General features: G+C 45.6%; 19 protein-coding genes and 1 riboswitch. Of the genes, 6 read left to right on the forward strand and 13 right to left on the reverse strand.

Going from position 1 to position 23,242, the window contains the following annotated elements; translation table 11 throughout:
* The 6 genes from DESDE_RS13320 to DESDE_RS13345 form a co-directional block, all read right to left on the reverse strand.
* Positions 1 to 561 carry a hypothetical protein gene (locus DESDE_RS13320; RefSeq protein WP_014794538.1) on the reverse strand — a complete coding sequence of 187 codons (561 nt, stop codon included), beginning with the start codon at positions 559 to 561 and terminating at the stop codon, positions 1 to 3.
* Positions 558 to 1,667 carry a ParM/StbA family protein gene (locus DESDE_RS13325; protein WP_014794539.1) on the reverse strand — a complete coding sequence of 370 codons (1,110 nt, stop codon included), beginning with the start codon at positions 1,665 to 1,667 and terminating at the stop codon, positions 558 to 560. Before DESDE_RS13325 ends, DESDE_RS13320 begins: the two co-directional genes overlap by 4 nt.
* An 87-nt stretch (positions 1,668 to 1,754) precedes the next feature.
* Positions 1,755 to 2,933 (reverse strand): Ger(x)C family spore germination protein, encoded by a 1,179-nt coding sequence (locus tag DESDE_RS13330; RefSeq protein WP_014794540.1) that lies wholly within the window; start codon positions 2,931 to 2,933, stop codon positions 1,755 to 1,757.
* Between the two features lie 6 nt (positions 2,934 to 2,939).
* Positions 2,940 to 4,469 (reverse strand): spore germination protein, encoded by a 1,530-nt coding sequence (locus DESDE_RS13335; RefSeq protein WP_014794541.1) that lies wholly within the window; start codon positions 4,467 to 4,469, stop codon positions 2,940 to 2,942.
* Positions 4,459 to 5,565, reverse strand: coding sequence for a GerAB/ArcD/ProY family transporter (locus tag DESDE_RS13340; RefSeq protein ID WP_014794542.1), 1,107 nt, complete (start codon positions 5,563 to 5,565; stop codon positions 4,459 to 4,461). The genes DESDE_RS13335 and DESDE_RS13340 overlap by 11 nt, the downstream gene beginning before the upstream one ends.
* Positions 5,566 to 5,741: 176 nt before the next feature.
* Positions 5,742 to 7,133, reverse strand: a complete 1,392-nt coding sequence (locus tag DESDE_RS13345; RefSeq protein WP_014794543.1) for an ATP-binding protein — start codon at positions 7,131 to 7,133, stop codon at positions 5,742 to 5,744.
* A gap of 154 nt (positions 7,134 to 7,287) precedes the next feature.
* A riboswitch (cobalamin riboswitch) is annotated at positions 7,288 to 7,465 on the forward strand.
* A gap of 100 nt (positions 7,466 to 7,565) precedes the next feature.
* Here DESDE_RS13345 and cobT point away from each other — a divergent pair.
* The 3 genes from cobT to cobS are packed head-to-tail and all read left to right on the forward strand — an operon-like array spanning position 7,566 to position 10,092.
* Positions 7,566 to 8,705, forward strand: a complete 1,140-nt coding sequence (gene cobT / locus DESDE_RS13350) for a nicotinate-nucleotide--dimethylbenzimidazole phosphoribosyltransferase (protein ID WP_014794544.1) — start codon at positions 7,566 to 7,568, stop codon at positions 8,703 to 8,705.
* 18 nt (positions 8,706 to 8,723) lie between these two features.
* Positions 8,724 to 9,338: a bifunctional adenosylcobinamide kinase/adenosylcobinamide-phosphate guanylyltransferase gene (cobU, locus tag DESDE_RS13355; RefSeq protein WP_014794545.1), complete on the forward strand. Its 615-nt coding sequence runs from the start codon at positions 8,724 to 8,726 to the stop codon at positions 9,336 to 9,338.
* A 1-nt stretch (position 9,339) separates the two neighbouring features.
* The gene (cobS, locus tag DESDE_RS13360; RefSeq protein ID WP_014794546.1) at positions 9,340 to 10,092 is read left to right on the forward strand and encodes an adenosylcobinamide-GDP ribazoletransferase; all 753 of its coding nucleotides are present in this window, start codon (positions 9,340 to 9,342) and stop codon (positions 10,090 to 10,092) included.
* 121 nt (positions 10,093 to 10,213) lie between these two features.
* Here cobS and DESDE_RS13365 read toward each other — a convergent pair whose 3' ends face one another.
* From DESDE_RS13365 to DESDE_RS13380, 4 genes are all read right to left on the reverse strand, one after another.
* A complete protein-coding gene (locus DESDE_RS13365) occupies positions 10,214 to 11,374 on the reverse strand; it encodes an aminotransferase-like domain-containing protein (RefSeq protein ID WP_014794547.1) in 1,161 nt (386 codons plus the stop codon).
* Between the two features lie 60 nt (positions 11,375 to 11,434).
* Positions 11,435 to 11,956: a signal peptidase I gene (lepB, locus tag DESDE_RS13370; protein ID WP_014794548.1), complete on the reverse strand. Its 522-nt coding sequence runs from the start codon at positions 11,954 to 11,956 to the stop codon at positions 11,435 to 11,437.
* A gap of 113 nt (positions 11,957 to 12,069) precedes the next feature.
* Positions 12,070 to 13,509 carry a diguanylate cyclase gene (locus DESDE_RS13375; protein WP_041917273.1) on the reverse strand — a complete coding sequence of 480 codons (1,440 nt, stop codon included), beginning with the start codon at positions 13,507 to 13,509 and terminating at the stop codon, positions 12,070 to 12,072.
* Between the two features lie 458 nt (positions 13,510 to 13,967).
* Entirely contained in the window at positions 13,968 to 15,104 is a 1,137-nt protein-coding gene (locus DESDE_RS13380) for a glycerate kinase (RefSeq protein WP_014794550.1), read from the reverse strand.
* 392 nt (positions 15,105 to 15,496) lie between these two features.
* Here DESDE_RS13380 and DESDE_RS13385 point away from each other — a divergent pair, with 392 nt between their 5' ends.
* Complete coding sequence (locus DESDE_RS13385; protein ID WP_014794551.1) at positions 15,497 to 16,186, forward strand: TerC family protein; 690 nt, start codon at positions 15,497 to 15,499, stop codon at positions 16,184 to 16,186.
* 130 nt (positions 16,187 to 16,316) lie between these two features.
* On the opposite strand, the gene DESDE_RS13390 is transcribed toward DESDE_RS13385, so the two are convergent.
* The 3 genes from DESDE_RS13390 to DESDE_RS13400 form a co-directional block, all read right to left on the reverse strand.
* Entirely contained in the window at positions 16,317 to 17,651 is a 1,335-nt protein-coding gene (locus DESDE_RS13390) for a CynX/NimT family MFS transporter (protein ID WP_014794552.1), read from the reverse strand.
* A 34-nt stretch (positions 17,652 to 17,685) separates the two neighbouring features.
* On the reverse strand, positions 17,686 to 18,378 hold the full coding sequence (locus DESDE_RS13395) for a FadR/GntR family transcriptional regulator (RefSeq protein ID WP_014794553.1): 693 nt from the start codon (positions 18,376 to 18,378) through the stop codon (positions 17,686 to 17,688).
* A 300-nt stretch (positions 18,379 to 18,678) separates the two neighbouring features.
* Positions 18,679 to 20,511 carry an ASKHA domain-containing protein gene (locus DESDE_RS13400; RefSeq protein WP_014794554.1) on the reverse strand — a complete coding sequence of 611 codons (1,833 nt, stop codon included), beginning with the start codon at positions 20,509 to 20,511 and terminating at the stop codon, positions 18,679 to 18,681.
* A 213-nt stretch (positions 20,512 to 20,724) separates the two neighbouring features.
* Here DESDE_RS13400 and DESDE_RS23025 point away from each other — a divergent pair, with 213 nt between their 5' ends.
* Both DESDE_RS23025 and abc-f read left to right on the forward strand, forming a co-directional pair.
* Positions 20,725 to 20,835 carry an RAxF-45 family protein gene (locus DESDE_RS23025; RefSeq protein WP_014794555.1) on the forward strand — a complete coding sequence of 37 codons (111 nt, stop codon included), beginning with the start codon at positions 20,725 to 20,727 and terminating at the stop codon, positions 20,833 to 20,835.
* 459 nt (positions 20,836 to 21,294) lie between these two features.
* On the forward strand, positions 21,295 to 23,190 hold the full coding sequence (abc-f, locus tag DESDE_RS13405) for a ribosomal protection-like ABC-F family protein (RefSeq protein ID WP_014794556.1): 1,896 nt from the start codon (positions 21,295 to 21,297) through the stop codon (positions 23,188 to 23,190).
* Positions 23,191 to 23,242 lie beyond the last annotated feature (52 nt).

The following is a 23,242-nucleotide window of genomic DNA, read 5'->3' on the forward strand; positions in this document are numbered from 1 at the left end:
TTAATATGCCGTCAAGTGACAACTTTCCCCACGAAGAGGCATTGTTTCTAAATAGCTTATCCAAAAACAAGGATAGCTAAACTTTCTTACGATTCTCTGAGCGGAGAAAAAACTTAACACTTCGGGATCCTCTTCCTCTCCGATGACCTGATTAAGAAGAAATGCCAGACCTTTTGCAGATTTCAGAACATCTTCTTTGGCCGCCACCGGCTCCTGATCCACCTTAGGTATGGGTATGGAAGGAGCCCTCTCTGCCAATCTTTCTACACTCTGCAGCTTCGGCCGGCTAAGAAGTTCCAACACCACTTCATCTTCCTCTTCTCCAATCAGTTGAAAAAGATGCTCTAAAGGATGGTTCTCCGTCATGGAATCCTTGGCAGGAGGGACAACACACAAGTCCTCAAGACTCCACTGACCCGGGTTGGTGCCTTCGGCACGATAAGCATGGAGGGCTTTTTTCAGTATATCCTCCCATTGATCCGGAGGAAAGGTATGGAGAAAAGCCCATATAGATTCATCCTCTTCACTAAAATTCAGAGTGAAGGAAAGGTTCTTGGTCATGGGTTGGCATTGGCTTTCTTGGTAACATTATTGACCAAATTGGCAGCCATGATCCTAAAGCCGGTGGCATTGCCGAACTGAGGATTATCAATCAATACTTTATTTTCAAATTGGAGATGGTCAAATACCATGTCTCCTACTTTCCCTGCCACAAGAACCGTATGGATCTTCCCAAGCATTGGCTTCAGAGACTTTTTGACCTCACGGGAAATATCTGCTCCCAATTGCTGGAGCATTTCCTGCATCACGGGATTGAGATTAATAGCACCAGTGTTCCAAGGATACATCCCTTCATTGACACGGAATACTTTGTCCAATTCCTTATCGTCGGTTTCGATGGGGTTTGCATGGTTAAGGGTCATTTCCTTCAACCTCTCAGCTACACCGGTATAAGCCCACTTCAGCCCTTTTTCGATGCTGAAAGAATTAGGGGGATCAAGCATGACACCATCATAAAAGGTCGCAACATCCGTGGTTCTGAAACCTGGGTCGATCACTACCACATAACCATTGAAAAGCTTAGGGCTGATGGGGATTCCATATTCATTGAGGGTCTCTTTAATAAATACTCCATAACTTTGCGGAAGGACCCGGGAACGGATGATGGTCAGCTGACGGGTCTGACCTTTAAAGGGTCCCGAACGAAAGGCTACCGACCAAGATCCCTTAAGCTCAGCCTCGTACTTGTCCTTCAGGGCTGCATAGTATTTGACAGGGACTCCTGTTCCTAAATAAATATTAGCCTTAGATTCTTTTTGAGCAATAGCCAAAGCTACAACAAGCAAAGCAGTGGCTTCTTCATCGGTTGATTTATCCTCGTCCCAGCAATAGTGTGCTTCATTGGGATTCAAGCTTTCAGCAAGGCTTCCCATAAAATAATGGCGGGAAACTCCCGTGGAGTGATTGGTAACGATGACATCCAAAGAACTGATCTGCATTTCTTCATCGGTTCCCCGGCTTACATTGCCACTACCCAAGGTCGAAAAAATACGTTCATTTCCTTTGCATATGACTGCTGGGAATAATACTTTAGTATCTCCCGCATCCAGCTTAATGGCTCCAAATCCCGGATCCCCTCCGGCTACGAGAATATCGTTTTCAAACACAGGTGTTCCTCCTCGTCAATTCGTGGAATCTCCATGTAAAACCCTATTATTCTCCATTGTATACCACATTTTGCTTAGCGTCTATCCTTATCGAACGGACCCGGGATCATCAACCACAGCTTTAACAAGTATCTCTACATCCAGATCGGGAAAGATTTTCTCCCAATTATCCTTGTGTTGATTCCAGTAGTCTGGATATTTCCTTTGAGTCGCTAATCCAAACCCAAGAATATCAGAATTAAGCTCCTTTTGGGCCTTTTCTAGGACAACTTGAACTTCCCCTATCACAGCTTGGCTTAGAATCGCCTCTAATTCCTTGAAATTCTCCTTAGTTACGGCTTCATTATTATCGGTTCGCTCCCCTAGGTTGCAGGTAACATTAATATCGATAACAAATCTTAACTTTTCACCTTCCAGAACCGGTTTTACTCGACTCTTTGCTCGTATAATCTCGAAGGATAACCGCCCCTCAAGGCCAGAAGAACCTTCAGCCCGATTTGTCTTTTTAACCCCTTCCATAGTATGGGCTGTAATGATCCCTCCTTTGATATCGTTATGAACCCAGAGATATCCTCGTGCCTCCTCTGCATCCAGCCAGGCTATCAGCTTGTCTTCCTTAAATGCTCCTCCTCCTATCATATGGAAGGTTGGTTCTCCCTTTTCTTCATAGAACTTTATTTTCCCTAAGGTAGGCTCGATTCCTTCTGTGTAAATCATGTTGGTAAAGTCCAGAATGTTCTTCGGTATACCTTTGGACGTGGATTTATAATCCTCAACCAGGAGTTTTAAGTGCATTGCAGAAACCAGGGACTCTTTGGAAGGAGCTCTGATTATCTCCTCCGCCTTCCCTTCTGTCAACATAATCCAAGTAAACAAACGGATTTCAGGGTCACGTTCTAAAAAATCCAGAGCAGGTAGAAGCCCGGCTCTGGCCAAATCCTCCCCAATCACGATCACTTGATTATGAGGGTAAAAAAGCCGATCCCCTGATTTAGTCATCAAATCTCGTGCCACCTCAAATAAAGTCTCACCTTCGCTGGTTAGAATCCTAGTGGATGTTTTGCTCTGTTGACCTTTGGTTGTATAGGCCTGGGGATTAATGACCTCAACTGTCAGTCGTAACTTCCCTTGCTCGCTAAGGTCCAATCCCATGGCACTGACGACCCCGATCTCATTCAGTTCTTGATGGCTCCAGCACCCCGGCAATAAAAGTAAAAGGAATAGGGCTATGAGGATTACCCATCTCTTCATATATCGAATGATCATCTTTGTTTAACTTCCTTTTACTTTTTTTAAGCTATTTTTCATAGCCTTTTTACTTTGACGCCGGTAAGGACTGAGTAAGGACGGGCGGGATAGCATGGACCAAAGAGGGGAGCGGATCATGCCATCTTTCAAATCACCGATATTGGTTGGGACAATAGGAGAAAGATAAGGAATGCCAAAAGAACGTACGGACAGCAAATGAATAACAATGGCTAACAGGGCCATCAGCCAGCCAAACATTCCCAAAAAAGATGTGGCCACGAGAAAATATAACCGCAGCAGGGACACTGGTCCAGTCATAGGCGGAACAAGAAACCCTGAAATAACTGTGAGGGCAACCAGAATCACCATAACTTGGCTGAATAAGCCCGCCTGTACCGCTGCCTCCCCGACGACCAAGGCTCCTACGATACTTACTGCCTGACCCACCGTATGGGGCATACGTATGCCTGCCTCCCGAAGAATCTCGTAGACCATACCCATACCCAAAGCTTCGATGATCACCGGAAATGGTATTCCTTCGCGACCGGCACTCATACTTATTAATAGGCTGGTAGGAACCATCTCCTGATGATAGGTCTGGATAGCTACATAGAAAGCAGGAAGTGTGGTGGAGAAGTAAAAAGCCAGGTAGCGGATGAGCCGAACCAGGGAAGCATAATAGGGCCGGGAATAATAATCTTCAGGATTTTGAAAGGCCTCCACAAAAAGGTAGGGCACCGTGATGACAAAAGGGGTTCCATCCACCAGGATTCCTACCCTGCCTTCTAGCAGTTTTGCTGTCAATTTATCGGGTTTTTCTGTAGTTCCCACAGTAGGAAAAATTGATTGAGGAGCATCTTCAATCAGTTGTTCAATATAACCGCTCTCCAGAATTCCGTCAATATCAATGGATTGAAGGCGCCTCTTCACTTCATCCACAATCTTTGGGTTAGCTATACCTTCGATGTAGGCCACATAGATGGTGGTATTGGTTCTTTGTCCAAGGCTCATGGCTTCCAAACGTAAATGCTGGTCCTTTATTTTACGTCGGAGTAAAGAAGCATTCACCTCAATTCTTTCCACAAATCCTTCCCGGGGCCCCCGGATGGTGGACTCAGTTTCCGATTGCTGAACATTACGGGTCTCAGCACCGAAGGTCTCAAGAAGCAAAACCTCCCCCGCTCCCTCTAAAAAAAGAGCCGTTCGACTGGATAATATCCCCCGCACCACTTCATCAAGGGTCTTCACAGTATTAATTAAGCTATTACTTAGGACATCTCTGTGTAAAATCTTGAGAGAGAGGATTGGCTCAGAACCCTCTGCTTGCTCCGAATTCTTCTCAGCGCTTCGAAAATCTAGGAGAGGCCTGATCACAAAAGCACTCATGTATTGCCGATCCACTAATCCATCAAGATACACCAAAAAACCTTTGCTCGTTTTGTCAAACCACAATTCACGAAATGAAAGATCCGCAGAGTTTTTGAAGATATCTTCTAAACGACTTCGATTCTCTTCAAGGTTGGGGGATATGTCTGATGAATTCTTATCGCTCATTTGAGGACCTCTTTTTAAATACCTTAAATTTTTGTTTTAAGCTATAAATTATATAAAGGAGAGAGACTCCACATATTTCGACGGTTAAACCATAGACTCCAAAGATATTTTTAAAAAACACAGTTTTATCAATACTGGTAGGATTAATAAAGATAGCAAAGACAAATATAACCACCGCAATGCCGATCCCCAAAAACATACGGGATTTGCTTGAAAAAATATGCTTTAAACCTTCCACAGCGGCATAGTGAAACAAAGCTAAAGTTAAAAAGGCTCCCGCTGTCCACGATACTATTTGAAAAGCTTCCGTCCTTTGGATGAAGTTTCCTACATCGACTTTGCGTGCAAGATTGTAGATAGAATACAATTGCCTGGAACTGACTTCTACGCCAATAACCATAATGACAAAGAACATGGACGTGGTGATCGCCAGAATACCCAGTCCGACTCCCATGAGCTTTACCTTATACATGGCTTTAGGATTATTATGATAAGCCATTAAAACACCCATAATAATGCAGATTCCGAACCAAGCAGAAGGAAGCATGGACCCCCTTAGAATCTCACCTATTCCGTGCCGGAAAACCGGTCTCAAATTATCAAACTCCAGATTCCCTATATTAAACAGCGTCACAAAAAGAAAGGAGCCAAGGACAAAAGGGGCAATAATCTCAGAGAGCCTCATAATCACCTCAATCCCGGAACAGCAGGCATATGTACTCACCAGTAAAAGCAAAAAAGCAAAGACGTATTTCGGAGTTTCCGGCATCACCACCGAACCAAAGAAGTCGATAAGAGCTTGGGTAAGAGTGATGGCTACACTAATAAAGTAAATGCTAAAAATTCCAACGCTTATCTTTCCTAAGGTTTTGCCGAGGATTTTCTCACTGTACTGGAAAATCGTCTGATTGATATAATTCCTCCCCATTTTATATAAGAAAAAACCCAGCATTGCTTCTATAACCATAGCCACTAGGATGGCCTGCCAAAAATCCTGCCTCAACTCTCTTATTAGTAGATTGGGCATGCCTAAAGATAGTGAGACAATAATGAAATATGTACAAAAGGATTGGCGGCTTGAGATTTTTACATTCATGGATTTCACACTTTCACCATTATAGATAGCTTAGTATTAGGATGAACACTCAGCCTGATACTATGCATCTTCCGAAGGGATTAATCTCTTTCCTTTGCCGTGTCGGGGGCAGACCCCTATGCAGCTTTGCGCACACCGCACCATAAAAAAACCGGCCTGTGAGCCGGTTGAAAAAACTATGGATGAGTCGCCATCCCTTGCTTGGCCAGTAAAAAATTCACAAACTGACGAGCGGTTCTCCCGGAACGGGCGTTATGATTCATAACCCAGCGCAGAGCCTGCTGCCGCAGATCCTCTCTTGGAATTGCCAGCCCTTCCTGAGCCGCTAATTTCTCGACAATCTTCAGATATCCTTCCTGGTCCGGTGTGGGGAAGGTGACCGTAATGCCGAAGCGGTCGGATAAAGACAGCTTTTCCTCCATATTATCCCGTCGGTGGACTTCATCAACTTGGCGTTCGCCAAAGGTTTCTCTTATCAAATGACGCCGATTGGAGGTGGCATAAATCAGCACATTTTGAGGCTTTCCTTCCAAGCCCCCCTCCAATAAGGTCTTCAAATTCTTATAATCGCCTTCCGTATCTTCAAAGGAAAGGTCATCAATAAACAAGATGAACTTTAGAGGCTGCTTAGCCAGGAGCCGAATAATCTTAGGGTAGTCCTGTAGATCTGTTTTCGATAATTCAACGAGACGTAGTCCTTGATCACAATATTCCTGCAATAGAGCCTTAACCAAGGAAGATTTACCCGTCCCACGGTTGCCGTAAAGAATCACATTATTGGCCGGAAGATCTTTCAGGAAAAATTCAGTGTTTTGAAGGATGATTCCCTGCTCCCGTTCTTGATTAATCAATTTGTTTATGCGCATGGGATCGGGGCGTACCCCTTCAAGCCTTTCTGTCTCGCCCCTCCATTTGAGAGCTATACACTGACCAAACAATCCTGTACCCATAGTTTGATAATAAGAAAGGAGAGCCTCCACCATTTCTTCTGCCGTCCCTTGAAGCAGACTTTGCTTCAGCCTTCTTTGCCAAGACCAGAGATAACCCTCAGCATAACTTTCTTCTTGCCCATAGGTTTCCGTAGGATAAGCATCCCCCATCTTCATCTCCTGAAGACTTATCCATATGGGCCAGGTTTTAGGGTGCAAAGGAGCTTCTTGCCAGAGAGCCAGGTTTTCCATCTCCTGCTCTTCGCACCGCGCATTAACCGCATCCTTGATCTCTTCAGCCGTCAGTTCAGCGATCTCTCGTAAATACAGCAGCTCCCGCCCTGCCAGTTGGCGAAGCCCGGTCGATACCCTATTCTTCCCCCCCTGGGCTGCTTGCCTGGTGAGCTCATTGTCATCCTGGAGAATACGTTCCCAAAGATAATCCGGCCAATGAACCTGGGTAGCTAAGGAGCAGAAATGATGGTAGTCTTTATAGATTTCCATAAGATCAAATTCTTTGCTCCCAATTTTCTGAAGCAGACTCTGGCAAGAAGCCGCCACTGGGTCTCCTATTAAGCCACGGAACACAACCATTCCATCAAAAAGAAGGGATAATCGAGTTATTTTTGTCCTATTCACGCAATGCACATCCTTATGTGTTCTAGTACAACTCCTAGACACTATCATAAATCCTTCAATTCCTTAAGTAAAGGGTTGATCTTACCGGAATCTCTCTTTTAATACAAGCCAACTACTTGACAAACTCTCCTTCTTTGGTATTCTATAATTAATTAAAAATTAAACCATTCTTTGGTGCCCCCACGGGGGGGAGAATAGGGAAACCGGTGTGATTCCGGTGCGGACCCACCACTGTGTAGGATGAGCTTAAACCATAACCACCGGCAACGCCGGGAAGGGGTAAAAAGCGTTTGAATCCAAGCCAGGAGACCTGCCAGGAATGTATAAAGCCTTTCCATGGGTGAATTTGGAAAGCAGCGGCGATGAAGGCAAAGTCCCGACCACTTATTAAGTGGCGGGACTTTATTTTTTTTACAAAGGAGAGGAATAAAGATGAGTAAAACCGAATTAGAACAGGACAAGCTATGGGATGATTTCTTTAAACAGGAGAACCTGGGTGCTGCTTCCCTTGAGGAATGTGAAGCCGCATTGAACCATCTTATCCAGGGAATACGCGGTCTTGACGAACAGGCTATGGAAGCGGTACAAGCACGCTTGGATTCCCTGACCAAACCTCAGGGCAGTTTAGGGGTCCTGGAGACAATTGCCAAGCAATTGGGGGGGATTCAAGGGCAACCTTGGCCGGAAGTAGAAAAAAAGGCCATCCTCGTCATGGCCGGAGATCATGGTGTGGTGGCCGAAGGTGTCAGTGCCTTCCCTCAAGAAGTAACCCCGCAGATGTTCTATAACTTTTTAAGTGGCGGTGCAGGGATCAATGTCCTGGCTCGCCATGCCAACGCTGATGTGATCTGCACCGATGTGGGAATGGCTTTTCCTCTGGACCCGCCTGAGCTCATGGTTCACCGCATCATGAACGGAACTCATAACATGGCTCTGGGACCCGCCATGAGCCGCAAAGAAGCTCTCCTCTCCCTGCTGACCGGAGCTAAAATCGCCCGCCAGGCTATTGATTCCGGAGTAAATGTCCTGGCTACTGGGGAAGTAGGGATTGGCAATACGACTCCCAGTGCAGCCATTATTTCTCTCATTACGGGCTTGCCCCCCCAAGAGGTTACCGGACGGGGAACAGGTCTGGATGATGCGGGACTCATCCGCAAACAAGAGGTTATCGCCCGTTCTATCGAAATCAATCAGCCGGATCCCCAGGATGGGATGGATGTTCTCAGCAAAATAGGCGGTTTAGAGATCGGTGCCCTAGCTGGAGCAATTCTTCAAGCAGCCTTTTCCCGTGTCCCCATCCTTTTAGATGGAGTAATCTCCACGGCAGCCGCACTCATTGCTACACGTCTCTGCCCCACGGCCCGCTTCTTCCTGATTCCTTCTCATTCTTCCGTGGAAATTGGCCATATTACCGCCTTGAAAGAACTGGATCTGAAACCCATCATGCACCTGGATTTCAGACTGGGAGAAGGAACAGGGGCCGCTATCGGCTTCCATCTCCTGGATGCCTCCATCCGCATTCTCAATGAGATGGCTACTTTTGAATCCGCAGGGGTCAGCAGTAAAAACTAAGCATCATTGGAGGTAACTATGTCGGATTTTGTTCTCATAACCGGCGGGGCCCGCAGCGGTAAAAGCCGCTTTGCCGAGCTCCTGGCAGCCCATCCCGGTCTGCCCGTAATCTACATTGCCACAGCACAAGTCTACGATGAGGAAATGGCTTTGCGTGTCAAAAAACATCAAGACCAGCGTCCTTCCCATTGGGACTTAGTGGAAGAGCCCCTTGCCCTCTCATCGGTGTTGGAACGACATGCCCAGGACAAGGCGGTACTCTTGGTGGACTGTGTGACCCTGTGGCTGACCAATCTTCTTCTTGCCAACTATCCGGCAGAGGATGATTTGCCTGAGCAGGAGTATACCCGAGCCCTCCATAGGATAGAGCAGGAGATTCTGGAACAGGTCCGCACCATCGCTCATATAGCCCAGGATATTACCCCTCAGGTGATTATGGTCACCAATGAGGTGGGAGACGGTATCGTTCCCGATAATCCTCTTTCCAGAGTGTATCGGGATCTGGCCGGCAGGGCCAACCAGATCCTCGGTCAAGGTGCCCAACAGGTCTATTCGGTCGTTGCCGGTTATCCGACGGAGATCAAAGCCACCGGCCAGGCTTTATTGGATTCCTTGCGGCGCGAGGATTCCTAGCATGCGCAAATTATGGATCGCCCTGACCTTTCTCACACGAATACCTCTTCCACAGCCGGAAAATGTGACCACGGAGGAGTTCACTCAAAGCCAGCATTATTATCCCTTAGTGGGCTTAATTCTGGGGGGAACACTCTGGCTGGCCCTCATCCTGCTCCTTCCCCACTACCCACCTCTGGTTACGGCCGCTTTACTCCTTACCCTGGAACTCATTCTCACCGGGGGAATCCATCTTGATGGATTTATGGACAGCATGGATGGATTGCTTTCAGCACGGACACCTGAACGCATGCTGGAGATTATGAAGGACAGCCATGTGGGAGCCTTCGGCGCCGTAAGTGCCATGGTTTACCTGCTGCTCAAATTCACTCTCCTGGCCGGACTCCTTGCCCTCCCCTCACCTTTTGTTCCTTACCTCATTCTTTTCATGCCCATCCTATCCCGCTGGATTTTTCAGATTGGGGTTCATTTCTTCCCTTACGCCCGGGCCCAGGGCTTCGGTCAGGGATTTCATGAAGCCTCCCTTAAAACCCGGTGGTTATTCTTAGGTGAAGGCTTGCTGCTCCTTTTCCTCACCTATTGGGTTCTGCACTGGCCGGGGATTTCCGGCTTTATTCTAGCCACCCTATTCATCCTCTTTTTCACTCGCAAGGTGTCCCGTCTTCTGGGAGGGTTAACCGGGGATCTTTATGGCGCCAGCATTGAACTCTCCGAACTGCTCTTTCTTTTGGGGGCATTCCCTCTGATTTCTTAGAACTTGTCCGAAATTCGTAATCCGTTCCGAATTAACAAAAGAGGCCGTTGCTCAACGAACTGTGAAGTTCACTGGGCAACGGTCTCTTAGTTTTAGTACAGGTAGTAAAGCTTTTTCAAGCCTATTTATTCAGCCCCCTGGCTAAACGCTTCATTCCTTCTTCAATAATCTCCGGTGTCGAGCAGGAGTAATTGAGGCGCATTTCATTGGACACCCGGCCATCGGCGTAGAAGAGAGCTCCGGGAACATAAAGAACATTTTGGCGAATCATATCTTCCACATAGTCAAAGCTATTGTTCACGCCAATCAGCTTGGCCCAAAGGAATAAACCACCTGAGGGGACGATCATCTCTACTCTATCTCCCAGATAAGTATGGATGGACTCCACCATAGCCTGACGGCGATCATTATAAACTTTCCGCAATTTGAGGATATGATCCGGCAAAAGATCCTTTTTCAGATATTCATAGATCGCTCTCTGAGTTAAGTTATTACTATGAAGATCCACGCCTTCTTTGGTTTGTTCCAGATGCATAATAATATCTTCATCGGCAAGAACATAACCTATCCGCAACCCCGGTGCCAAAACCTTGGAAAAGGTCCCAAGATAGATGACATTTTCCCCCAATTCCGCCAGATGAGGGATTGCCTCTCCTTCATAACGCAATTCTCCGTAAGGATTATCCTCGATAAGAAGCAGATCATATTTTTGGGACACTTTGAGAAGCTCTTTTCTTCTCTCCAGCCCCATAACTCTTCCCGAGGGATTTTGATAATTCGGTATTAAGTAAAGAAATTTGGGCGTGGTGAAAGCTAAAGCTTTCTCCAGTTCACTGGGAATGATTCCTTCCTCATCACAGGGGATCATCTGAAAATTAGCCCGAAATCCCTCGAAAGCTTGAATAGCACCCAAATAAGTAGGCGTCTCCAAGAAAACCGTATCTCCCGGATCCAAAAAAGTTTGGGCTAATAGGCTCAATCCCTGCTGACTTCCGGTGGTGATAATCACCTCGCTGGTCTGGGCAGGTCTTTGGTTGCGTTTGTGCTGAGAGGCAACCCATGATCTCAACTCCGGATATCCTGCGGTCTGAGCATACTGTAAGGCGGAATTGCCCTGTTCCTCAAAAACCTTTTGGAAGGCTGCCTGTAAATCCTGAGTAGGAAAAAGGTCAAGGGCAGGTAACCCTCCGGCAAAAGATATCATCTCGGGGTTTTGGGCTGCTCTGAGCATTTCCCCGATAAATCCTTCTCCTACATTTTTCATCCACTTGGCGTACTTCATTAGCTTCTCCTTTCCATCCTCAAATCTATAGTAATAATACCCAAAGATATTATTCCTTCATTACTCAAGAAAACCCCAGCGTTCCATAGGCCAATAACGCACTAAAACTTTTCCTCCGATATTTTTCTCGGGAACGAAGCCCCAGACATGGCTATCCTTACTGTTGTTGCGATTATCCCCGAAAACAAGGTAGGATTGCTCCGGAATTTGGATAGGCCCATAGTCATATTCAGGAGCCTCTTTCAAATAAGGTTCTTCCAGGGGTTCTCCATTAATCCATACTTTACCCTCCCGGACTTCCAAGGTCTCCCCGGGTAAACCGATGACACGTTTAACCAAATCATCGTGCTCTCCCGAGCCTTCTGGTGCAGTAAACATAATGATATCTCCACGCTGGAGGGGTTTACTTTTGTAAAATACCTTATCGAAGATTAAGCGATCTTGAAGTTGGATAGTGGGGAGCATGGAACCGGTAGGGACAATGCGGGTGTCGATGATATAGGTTCTAATTCCAAAGGATAAAACCCAGGCGACTACGATCAAAATCCCCCATTCAAAAATTGTGCGTAAATATTTTTTCATTCAAGTCACACCCTCTGCAATAGTTGTCCACTGTGTGGATATACGAAGCTTGCTTACTTGTTTCAGAATACCACGAAATCCCTACTAAATAAAAGACCCCTCCGCTTGGAGGGTCAGTCCGCTATGATATTCCCTTTCCCTAAATTTTTACCTCTATAAAGCCTTTGATCAGCTAAACGATACAGATCATCATAGCTACGGCCTTCCGTCGGAAACTCGGCAACTCCGATACTGACTCCTAAATTATATATTTCAAGACACATGCTTTTTCTCATCCGTTCAATAACTGCCAGAGATTCGTCATTCATGGAAACCTCTGTCAGCACCACGGTAAATTCATCGCCACCCGTTCGGGCGACAATATCCTGCTCCCGTACTGCGGCTCGTAAGTTTTGAGCGATTTCTTTCAGGGCCCGGTCCCCCATAGGGTGCCCCATTGTATCATTGAGTTGTTTGAACAGATCCAAATCGAGAACCAATAATAAGAAATGTGAATTTCTCCTTAGGGTACTGGCTATTTCTTCACGAACACGCTGCTCGAAACCCTGACGATTAAGGATTCCTGTCAAGCGGTCCGTATTGGCCAAACGAGCAAGCTCCTCACGCTGGCGAATCGTCTCTAAAGCAACCCCAACTACGCGAATAAAGGCCGCCAGTATCTCTTGTTTTTGGTCGTTGAGGTGCTTACCTGCATTCATAAGCCAAAGCTCACCAACTACCCCGCTATGGGTCTGGAGAGGATGTATCCACACACGCTCCCATTTAAAGGGATTATCTTCAATATCAAGAAAGTGAACCTTGGCATTTCTAAGACAACATTCCTCCTTAGAGATATATTGCCTGACCCAAGTTCGCCAATCCCATTCCATCTCTTGTTTCAGCCGCCCAAAAGGTGAACGCATTTCCCAGGTCCCTTCGGCACTCTCCAACAGAAAAAATCCTCCGGGCAAAAACAGAATTTCCATGGCCATTTCTCCAGCTTCCGATAAAAGCTGCTCTTCTGAGTCAGCACGGACGAGAATTTCTGTTCCCCGCAATAGCAAGGTAAGGGCTTGTTCCCTATCTAAAGAGTCAATTCTCAGCATTCTTTCAAAAATAAAAGAAGATATAATCGAAATAACTTGTTTTACAAAAACCGCTAATCGTTCATCTTTGGACTGAGCCCGCTTACCCTTAAGGATAAAGGCTCCTAAGGTTTTGTCAAAATGGCTTAAGGGCAAAACCCATTCCTCGTCCATTTCCACGACTTCGGTAAAGGTTTCCCGGAAATCCTGGGGAAATTCGCTTAACATCACCGTTTCTCTGTACTTGTCATCACGAGAGCTGATAGAATAAAGTTTGTATTTTCCTTGCTCAAAAAGGTAGATTGCAGCTAAATCACAGTTAAATAGCTCCAGACTTCGCTGAGTAAAGAGATCTAATGCCGTCAAGAGATTTTCCTCACGATTCATCTCTTGAATGGTAGTCAGTAAAATCTCTGCATACGAAGGGCTATTATCGGGAAATTCCCTCTTTTCAATTCTCTGTAATTGCACTGACTCCTCACCCTTCATTTAAGAGCAATTTGAATGATAGGCTTATACAGTAAATATTTTACCACATTCTATTAATAAATTGGTTTTGATTTTGATAATTCTTTTAACAAATTAATTTTAAATTAGTTAACGATTTAAGTTGAAGGACTTTGGTTTCTATTAACTCGGTATAACTACAATTAATATATGCCGGTTTTCTGAAAATCGAACTATTTCTAAGTCACAAAAAAAAGTGATACCAGCAGAGGATGAAAAAGTCGCTAGGGCTGAGTAGCTTATCCTACATCCGCACCGCTCAGGCGCTCCAGGGCTGGCGGCCTGGTTCCCACAGCAGCTCCACCAAACCTTTGGGTAATACCTGATGTGAACCTGTGGCTTCGCTATCGCTGCGGAAACATCGTCCGCCTGGCCACCCCTCCGCGCAAATCGCTCTCTTCTGTAGGATAAGCTACGCTTACAGGTCTTTTTTAGGTAGATTACCCCGGATAAGCCAGCTTCAAGATACGGAATCCCCGCTCCGCAGCGTCAACGGTTAAATCAAAAGCTCTTTCCATAGATTCTTCTAAGGTCATAGGGCCATTGACAATAGTGATGATAGAGGTTATTCCATGCTCATACAGTGCTTCAGAGCCGGCACCGATGGAACCAACGATGGCCAAAGTGGGTTTCCCGCAGTTAATGGCTCGTTTAGCAACACCCATGGGTACTTTTCCATAAATTGACTGGCCATCGATTCGCCCTTCACCTGTGATGACAATATCCGCTTTTTGAAGTTTATTATCAAAATTTACTGTATCGAGAACAGCTTCCACACCGGTCTTAAGTTGAGCCCCTGTAAAGGCCAAAAGCCCCATCCCTAGACCTCCGGCTGCACCTGCTCCTGGAACGTCTTTTAAATCCAGACCTAAATCTTCCTGGATTTTCCGAGCAAAATGAGCAAGATTCCGATCTAAAATTTCAACCTTATCCGGTGTCGCTCCTTTTTGCGGTCCATAAACTACAGAAGCTCCCCGAGGGCCGCACAATGGATTATCCACATCGCACATTACCGTTATCTTTGTCTCTTTTAAGCGTGGATCGAGATCCGAAATATCGATTTTATCAAGCTGATCCAGGAAACCTCCACCGGGGCTCAGTTCCTGTCCTTCCCGATCAAGAAGTCTTGCTCCAAGGGCCTGAGCCATTCCTGCTCCGCCATCATTGGTTGCACTGCCCCCAATACCGATGAGAATTTCCCGGGGCTTCAAATCCAAGGCAGCACGAATAAGGTCCCCTGTGCCTCTTGTGGTGGTCACCAGAGGATTTCTCTTGTCGGGGGGGACCATGGGCAAGCCAGAGGCTGAAGCCATTTCCAGAACGATGGTTCCATCGGGAAGCCGGCCCATTATGGCCTCTGCCTCCTCACCAAGAGGTGAGGTAACCCTGGTCCTAAGCAGCTCCCCTTTACCGGCATGGACAATGGCTTCAACTGTTCCTTCCCCTCCATCCGCCATGCTGATAATCTCTGTAGTAGCTTCGGGAAAAACCCGCTGAATTCCCAGGGTAATGGCCTCTCCGGCCTTTTGGCTGCTTAAACTTCCTTTAAATGAATCAACGGCTATGAGTACATGCATTATTATCTCTCTCCTATAGTTCAAATAGAGCACCTATACTATATCACCTTGAGTATTTATTTCGAATTTTATACTAAAATATTGCAAAACACAATGTATAAACAGGTGAATGGTCGGGAATCGGCTCCCTAAGGTTGGCTTAACTTTACAAAATTATCCTTGACGGTAAATGCACCTATAGGCTATACTAAAAAAGTAATAGGTTCAAAGGGGAGTAGCTGGACAGCAAAGTCGTCATTACGGATTAACATCCCGGCTTTGTTGACAACGTTGTTGTAAGCAAGACCTTTGCCCACTAGGGGGGTGAAGGTCTTTTTTGATGCAATAATACGATCTCCGAAAACACATAATAAGGATTATGGCTTATCTTAAAGAATGAAAGGAAGAACAAGATGGAGTTATTCAGCCCTGAATTTTTTCAAGCATTATTATCTATCGTTATTATGGACCTGGTCTTAGGCGGCGATAATGCCATTGTCATCGGCATGGCAGCCCGCAATCTGCCGAAACAGCAGCAAAAAAAAGTGATCTTCGCCGGCACAGGAGGAGCTATCTTAATCCGGACCTTAGCTACCTTAGTGGCCGTTTACCTCTTAAAGATTCCCGGGTTGATGTTTGTCGGCGGCCTTCTCCTGGTTTGGATGGCCTTTAAGCTCCTTACCGATGAGAAACACGATGAACAGGTAGAAAGTGCCGCAAATTTTTGGGGTGCTGTGCGAACAATCATCATAGCCGATGCCGTTATGGGACTGGATAATGTTCTGGCTGTTGCCGGTGCTGCCCATGGCCACCCCATCCTTGTTATTATCGGCTTACTCATTAGTATCCCCATCGTGGTTTGGGGGAGTACCCTTGTCATTAAGGCTATTGACCGCTTCCCGGTGATTATTCCCATTGGAGCCGCTGTTATTACTCATACCGCTGTGACCATGCTTGTGCATGAAAAATTCGTCGTCAATGTCATAGGAGAAAGCCCCCTCATCGAATGGGGGTTAAGCGCAGTCCTCATCGCCGGTGTTTTATACCTTGGTCATCGTATAAATAAGAAAAAAGTCTTGGAATCGGCAAAAAATGCCGCTTAGTCCAAAAGGAATATTGTAAATAAAAAGGAACCTATAGAATGGACACCGCAAAAAGTGGCCTATGTCTATAGGTTCTTTTTTTAATCATGCTGCCGGGTTACTCGGAACCATTTCGCCACCAATCTGACTATTACGGCATCAACAGCTTCGAGAGATGATTGTTTCTTACAGTTGAACCAACATACAGATCACGAGATGCGCCTAATCCTGCAAGCAAACATATACCGGCAACTCCAATCAGGATAACAAGCGGCATCGTCCAATTGTTAGTCGCATCATGCAGATACCCGAAAAACATCGGACCAAAAGCAGCCAGCAGATAACCTATGGATTGAGCCATGCCAGATAGCCTTGCCGCTTCATCCGCATTTCCCGTTCGCAGGCTGAAAAACATCATAGATAGGCTAAAGGTAAACCCTCCGCCAATTCCCAATATGATAATCCATAAGAAAGCTAGCTCTGCCCCTCCGAGAAGCAGCCCTAAAAGCCCTGTTAATACACATGTTGACCCAATTATTACTAATGAACGTTGGCTGGCCCTGCGTCCGGCAAGGACAGAGCCTAAAAATGTAATGGGGATCAACGCCAATTGCATGAGGGAAAGCATCCATCCGGCTTTGCTCGGATTCATACCCTGCTTGATTAAAATATCCGGCAACCATGCAACCATGCAATAGAACACCATAGACTGCAATCCCATATACAAAGTAACCTGCCAGGCTAAAGGTGATTTCCATAAGTTCACTTTCTCAATGACCGATCCTTGCACAACTGCCATTTCATCTAGTTTGTCATGGATTTTAAGAGTATCTGTTACGATGTCGACATTGATTGTTTCCTCGACAATTGATGTTTTCCGGTTTCTCCGTTTCATCTGGGGAATCCAGAGGATAATGGATAGACAGCTAAGTACAGCCCAAATTCTTAAGGCTCCCATCCACCCCAACCCCAATCCTACCGCTAGGGGGATGCTGATGCCGGAGGCCATTGCTGCGAATATATTCATAGAAACAGAATAAACGCCCGTCATAACCCCAATACGTTCAGGGAATTCCTTTTTAATTAAGCTGGGTATCAATACATTTCCTACAGAAATGGACAACCCGAGAATTGCTGTCCCAAGAAATAGACCAAAACTTCCTGACCACGAACGCAATAAAATCCCAACTGTAAGAAAGGCAACCGACCAAAGCAGTACCAAATTTGTTCCAAACCTACGCGCCAATCCCGGCGCAAAAGGTGAAAACAGGGCAAAGGCAAATAGAGGGAGGGTTGTAATCATGCCCGCTAATGTGTTTGAAATATGCAAGTTGTCACGAATCAAATCGACCAAAGGCCCAACCGACGTTAAAGGTGCCCGCAGATTTGCTGCAATAAATACAATTCCTACTATCAGCATTACGGGTGCAGTTCCTTTTGAATAGGGATATAAGCTTTTTTCGTGTTTGATGCCTATTTGATTCATTGGTATAGTTTCTCCTTGTATGCTATATTCTCTTCTATTCATTAATTATCGTACTTAGAGTTTCTATTGCATCGTTCAGATAATGAGTCACACTTTCGAAGGCCAACTGGGAGTTCCTTGCCTCAATTGCTTGAAAAAGATCTGTATGAATTTCATTTTCAAAATTGGCTGGTTTTTTGATACGCATAATTCTATCAATAGAATTTTGCAAAGCATCTGTGATATGTTCATACAGCTCACTGAACATCTTATTGTGTGTGGCTTTAGCAATCGATTTATGAAACGCAATATCCATCAGTGCAAATTGAAACGGATCATGACTTTTAGCAGTCTTTTTACAATCATCAAGACAAATTTTCATTTGTATTAAATCCTCAGCTGTTCTTCTCTTGCATGCAAGTTGGGCCGCTTCACGTTCAAATCCCAAACGTACCTCTAAGGCTTCCAAAAGATCGCTTTTCCGAATCTTTTTTTCCAAGGCAAGCGCTAAATTACTGTTGGATTTTACCGTAGTACCGATACCTTGACGGGTTTCAAGTAAACCAACATGAACTAAGGATTGTATCCCTTCTCTCAATGTGTTTCTGCTGACTTCAAACATATCCATCAATTGCGGCTCTGCGGGGATTTTATCTCCGATTTTCCATTGACCACTTTCTATCATTTGTTCAATCTGTGTCGTGACCTGATCCACAAGGGTTGAACGGCTTGCTTTTTCAATCACCATAAATTATTTTACCCCTTTCCAAACGTAGGATGATTGGTTTATATGATTATAGCATGTATGCATTAATCTTGCTAGTTAGCCCCAAAATTGTTCAGCCTCTATGAATGAAGTGGTTTTTTCCCTGGTTGCTTGAGCATGTGAACAAGAAAAAGCCTTGAGAACCCTACTCGGATCACCACCCAGGTATAAATAAAAAAGAAGAGGAACATAGCTAAAATACTCTAACTATGTTTCTCTTCTTTGATAAAATAATGGACCGATGCCCATCACTACACCATACCAAGGATATATTTTGCTGTTTTACCTTTCAAATGCCAAAGCATCAATAAATTCATCCTGGAAATCGCTTCGCGTAGACAGTTCCAAATGCTCGGAAAGTCCGGCTAAGGCCACAGCCTTTTTTCGTTCCTCTTTCGATAACAAGACCATTTTTGCCCCATTGCCGGCCGCGTTTCCAATCGCCTTGATCTGTTCTACGGGTACATCCGGCAGCAAACCAATCTGCAGAGCACTTTCCTTACTGATATAGTTCCCGAAAGCCCCGGCTAACAGTACACGGTCCAGATGCTCCAGCCCAATTCCCATCTCTTTCATAAGAATCTTGATTCCGGCCAGAATAGCCCCTTTCGCCAGTTGCAATTCCCGAATATCCTTCTGAGTGAGGACCACATCTTCCCCTGAGCCGCTGTCTTTTCCCCAGGCTATGACAAATTCAAATCCTCCCTCCCCTTGACGAATCCGCTCTTGAATCTTAGGGGGAAGCTTTGCCAAATCCTCCGGTACATTGACAATCCGTCCGCTTTCATAGATTACACCGGCTTCAGCCATTTGGGCAATGGCATCAATCAATCCTGAACCGCAGATCCCGATGGGTTTCGTATTTCCGATCACGGCCAGTTCCACATCATCGGTAATTTTAACCCGCTCGATGGCTCCATCGGCTGCCCGCATGCCGTATTTGATCTCTGCTCCCTCAAAGGCTGGACCTGCAGCCGTAGAGCAGGTAAGAATCCGCTTCCCGCCGGCAAGAATAATTTCTCCATTGGTACCGATATCAACGGCCAGGGTATATCCGGGTAGTTGATCCACTTTTGCCGCAATCATTACCGCTACAGTGTCCGCACCTACATACCCCGCTACATTGGGAACGACTACCACATGACCGGTCTCAAGTATATTTAATCCCAACTCCAGGGCCTCCACCTGAACAGACTGGCGAAACACCGGAATAAAGGGTGCCGGGCCCAGGCAGGTTGGGTCAATTCCCAAAAACAAGTGGCTCATGGTCGTATTTCCTACCACGACCGCTTGATAAATTTCTTCACGACGGATCTGATTATTCTTGCATAACCCCTCGATGATTTTATTCAAACCTTCGATGACTAAGGTCTGCAATTGTTTTAATTGCTCCGGCCCTTTAGAAGCATAGGTAATCCGTGAAAGAACATCGGCACCAAATACCCGTTGAGGGTTGGTTACAGCATCACTATCCACGGCTTTCCCACTATTCAAATCCATAAGGTAAACCACTGTGGTGGTGGTCCCTATATCGATGGCCAATCCATAACTTCTCTGGGTGGTATCCCCTCCCTCCACTGCTAAAAGGGAATCTCCGGCTACTGTCGCCGTAACTTGGAAATTGGCATCACGGAAAACATTAGGCAGATTTACCGCAATCCGACGGTTAAAAAGGGTGGCTTGATTAGGCAGGGCAGCTACTAAACGATCCCAATCCGGAGTTTGGTCAGCCACCGTCGGTCTCGAAAGCTGCAGAAAATGCTTCTCAACGCTGGGGTTAACCTCCACATCGATGGATTGATCCAGGCCGGTTTTACGCCGATGGGCATCCTTTTGCTGATCTTTTACCTGCACCGTTAAGTCTTCCTGTACCTGGACCTTGCAAGCTAAGACCCATCCCTCTTCTTTCTCACTCTCACTCAGGAACTTATTTCCATAGTCTTTATGAGAATCCAGTTTTCCCGGCTCTACTTGCACCTTACATTTCCCACAGGTTCCTCTACCTCCGCAGGTACTTTCCAATTGAATCCCTGCGGCAATGGCTGTTTCCAATAGGGTCGTCCCTTCAGAAATTTCAACTGTTTTTTTTCCAGGAAAAAATGTAACCTTTGCCATCACGATCTCTCCTCTCCCTTAGGTCTCTCTTTATCCTTTAGTCTATTTTATCATCTTTCCTAATATTTTGAATGTTTTTTGTAGTACAAGCCTTTTTATTGATTATATCCTAAAATTTTTCAATCATTCTTCCCAGGCTCTTGAAAGTTATATCATTCCTGATATGATATAATAGTAAAGATCAGAAATGAGTTGTTGAGGAGGTGGGTAACGATGCAAGCTGTTTTAAGGCACGGCTTTTTAATGGAATTCCTTTATATTAACCGTGCAAAATTTGCCACTTTTGCTTTCAAGGGGATTACTATGTCCTTTTTTAGCAATTGAATAGCAAATCTAAAACGGCGAAAACATCTCTTACCCCTATTTACTCATATATTTATAGGATGGCTATGGAGGAGTTTAGAAGCTCCTCTTTTTTTGTGCCATCATCACGTCTTTTTTAAGCTATGGGGCAGTGTCTTCTCCATAGCTTTTTTTATGTTTTCAGATGATGAAAAGACCAACCAGGGTCGGGTAGCTTTACGCACAACGCTCACTCCATAGCTCCAGGGCTGGTCAACTCGCTTTCTTAACAGCTACGCCAAACCTTCGGGTAATACCTGATGTGAACCAGTGGCTCTGCTATGTTAAGAAAACTTTGTTGACCCGGTCGCCCTTCCGCTAAAGCTGTTCACTCTTGTGCGCAAAGCTACGCTTGCGGGTCTTTTTCCGGGTAGCCGGTCATGCCGCAGGCGGCACCGGCGGAGTTTAGTTTTGATCTTAAATGAATAACGGAGGTATACTATGATTGCATGCAGTGTTAATAAAATGACCAAAATGTTCGGGGGCAATATTATTTTTTCAAATATATCCTTGGAGATCCAGGAAAATGAGCGAGTGGGCTTAGTCGGCCCCAATGGCAGCGGCAAGACCACCTTACTCAAACTGCTGGCTGGTCAAGAAGACCCTGATGCTGGGCACATCCATTGGAAGAAAGGTTTAAAGATCGGCTATCTTATGCAGATTCCGGACTTTGAGGATGGATTAACAGCGAAAGAGGTCCTGATGACAGCTTATGATGAACTTTTAGAGATGGAAGAGAAGATGAGACTGCTTGAAGAAGCCATGTCTCTGGAACAAGACCAAGATAGACTGAACAAACTCATGGAAAGTTACGGCCATTACCTGAATCAATTCACACTCCAAGGCGGATACGAAATCGCGCCTAACCTTGAAAAAATAGCCCATGGACTCAACATCAGGGACTTGCTGCCCAGGGATTTCTCGACTCTGAGCGGAGGGGAAAAAACCAAGGTCGGCTTAGCTCTCACCCTTCTCAGGAATCCCGATTTCTTATTACTGGATGAACCCACCAATCATCTTGACTTGTTTGCCATAAAATGGCTTGGTAGTTTTCTCAAAAACTACAGGGGCACTGTCTTGGTTATCTCCCACGACCGTTTTTTTCTGGATGAAGTGGCAACGAAGATCTTGGATTTAGCAGATGGCGAACTGGCATCCTATCATACCAACTATACGGGCTATGTGAAAGAAAAAGAGGAACGCCTTCTTAAAGAATTCCATGATTACGAAGAGCAGCAAAAGAAAATCAAAAAGATGAAGGAAGCCATTAAGCGCTTACGGGAATGGGCAAATCGCGCTAATCCCCCCAATGAAGGACTCCATCGGCAAGCCAGAAACATCGAAAGAGCCCTGGAAAGAATGGAAAAGCTTACTCGTCCTCAGCTTATCCGCAAAAAAATAAATCTGGAGATGGAAGCGTCCGAGCGAAGCGGTAAGGATGTGGTTCTGCTCCAAGGGGTAGCTAAGGGATTTGGCAAGCAACCTCTTTTTACCCATGTTGATATCCACCTTTCCTTTGGCCAACGGGCTGCCATCGTCGGTGAAAACGGAACGGGAAAATCCACTATAATTAAATTGATATTGCAGGAACTCAGTCCGGATGAAGGGAAAGTGAGCATCGGGAGCAATGTAAAAATCGGCTATCTATCCCAGCATGTTTTCTCAGATACTAAAGAAGAAACAGTCCTGGATAGTTTCCGCGCCGAAATTCCCGTGGCTGAAGGAGAGGCCAGAAGCATTCTCGCCCGCTTCCTATTTTACGGTCCCATGGTCTATAAGAAAGTATCTCAGCTTAGCGGCGGGGAGCGGATGAGGCTCCGCTTGGCACAACTTATGTATCAGGATACCAATCTGCTGATTCTTGATGAGCCCACCAACCATCTGGACATCGACTCCCTGCAAGTTCTGGAAGATGCCCTGGAAAACTATGATGGGACCTTACTGGCAGTCTCTCATGACCGTTACTTTCTCAATAAGCTCTTTAATAAGGTGTATTGGATTGAAGCCGGAGTATTGCACCATTTTGAAGGAAACTTTGACTATGCGGAAGAAAAAATGAGAGCCCTCCTCCCCGACAAAACCGATATATTTAACGAAAGGAGTAATGAGAAAATCCCTAATCAGAGTGGAAGCAGGTCTCTCCCTGTAAAGAATAAAGTGACCCGAGACTATCGTCTCGAAGAGCTGGAATCAGAACTCAAGGACTTAGAGGAAAAGATCTCATCCCTGGATCTTGAGCTCCAGGATATTGGGGATCTGGAGCGATTACAGCAGGTCTATGCGGAGAAAGAAGGATTGGAAAAGCGTTGGCACGAGATTTTTGATCTGATGGAGTAGCTGAATCCAGCAAAAGACACTTAGCCCGATTTGGCTAAGTGTCTTTTAGTTC

This window comes from Desulfitobacterium dehalogenans ATCC 51507, from assembly GCF_000243155.2.
GTDB classification, from domain to species: Bacteria; Bacillota; Desulfitobacteriia; order Desulfitobacteriales; family Desulfitobacteriaceae; genus Desulfitobacterium; species Desulfitobacterium dehalogenans.

What these genes read in the sequence shown, in the direction of transcription:
- DESDE_RS13320 (WP_014794538.1), bottom strand. Translation starts at nt 561, where the DNA reads ATGACCAAGAACCTTTCCTTCACTCTGAATTTTAGTGAAGAGGATGAA.
- DESDE_RS13330 (WP_014794540.1), bottom strand. Translation starts at nt 2,933, where the DNA reads ATGATCATTCGATATATGAAGAGATGGGTAATCCTCATAGCCCTATTC.
- DESDE_RS13335 (WP_014794541.1), bottom strand. Translation starts at nt 4,469, where the DNA reads ATGAGCGATAAGAATTCATCAGACATATCCCCCAACCTTGAAGAGAAT.
- DESDE_RS13340 (WP_014794542.1), bottom strand. Translation starts at nt 5,565, where the DNA reads ATGAATGTAAAAATCTCAAGCCGCCAATCCTTTTGTACATATTTCATT.
- cobT (WP_014794544.1), top strand. Translation starts at nt 7,566, where the DNA reads ATGAGTAAAACCGAATTAGAACAGGACAAGCTATGGGATGATTTCTTT.
- cobU (WP_014794545.1), top strand. Translation starts at nt 8,724, where the DNA reads ATGTCGGATTTTGTTCTCATAACCGGCGGGGCCCGCAGCGGTAAAAGC.
- cobS (WP_014794546.1), top strand. Translation starts at nt 9,340, where the DNA reads ATGCGCAAATTATGGATCGCCCTGACCTTTCTCACACGAATACCTCTT.
- DESDE_RS13365 (WP_014794547.1), bottom strand. Translation starts at nt 11,374, where the DNA reads ATGAAGTACGCCAAGTGGATGAAAAATGTAGGAGAAGGATTTATCGGG.
- lepB (WP_014794548.1), bottom strand. Translation starts at nt 11,956, where the DNA reads ATGAAAAAATATTTACGCACAATTTTTGAATGGGGGATTTTGATCGTA.
- DESDE_RS13375 (WP_041917273.1), bottom strand. Translation starts at nt 13,509, where the DNA reads ATGAAGGGTGAGGAGTCAGTGCAATTACAGAGAATTGAAAAGAGGGAA.
- DESDE_RS13380 (WP_014794550.1), bottom strand. Translation starts at nt 15,104, where the DNA reads ATGCATGTACTCATAGCCGTTGATTCATTTAAAGGAAGTTTAAGCAGC.
- DESDE_RS13385 (WP_014794551.1), top strand. Translation starts at nt 15,497, where the DNA reads ATGGAGTTATTCAGCCCTGAATTTTTTCAAGCATTATTATCTATCGTT.
- DESDE_RS13390 (WP_014794552.1), bottom strand. Translation starts at nt 17,651, where the DNA reads ATGAATCAAATAGGCATCAAACACGAAAAAAGCTTATATCCCTATTCA.
- DESDE_RS13395 (WP_014794553.1), bottom strand. Translation starts at nt 18,378, where the DNA reads ATGGTGATTGAAAAAGCAAGCCGTTCAACCCTTGTGGATCAGGTCACG.
- DESDE_RS13400 (WP_014794554.1), bottom strand. Translation starts at nt 20,511, where the DNA reads ATGGCAAAGGTTACATTTTTTCCTGGAAAAAAAACAGTTGAAATTTCT.
- DESDE_RS23025 (WP_014794555.1), top strand. Translation starts at nt 20,725, where the DNA reads ATGCAAGCTGTTTTAAGGCACGGCTTTTTAATGGAATTCCTTTATATT.
- abc-f (WP_014794556.1), top strand. Translation starts at nt 21,295, where the DNA reads ATGATTGCATGCAGTGTTAATAAAATGACCAAAATGTTCGGGGGCAAT.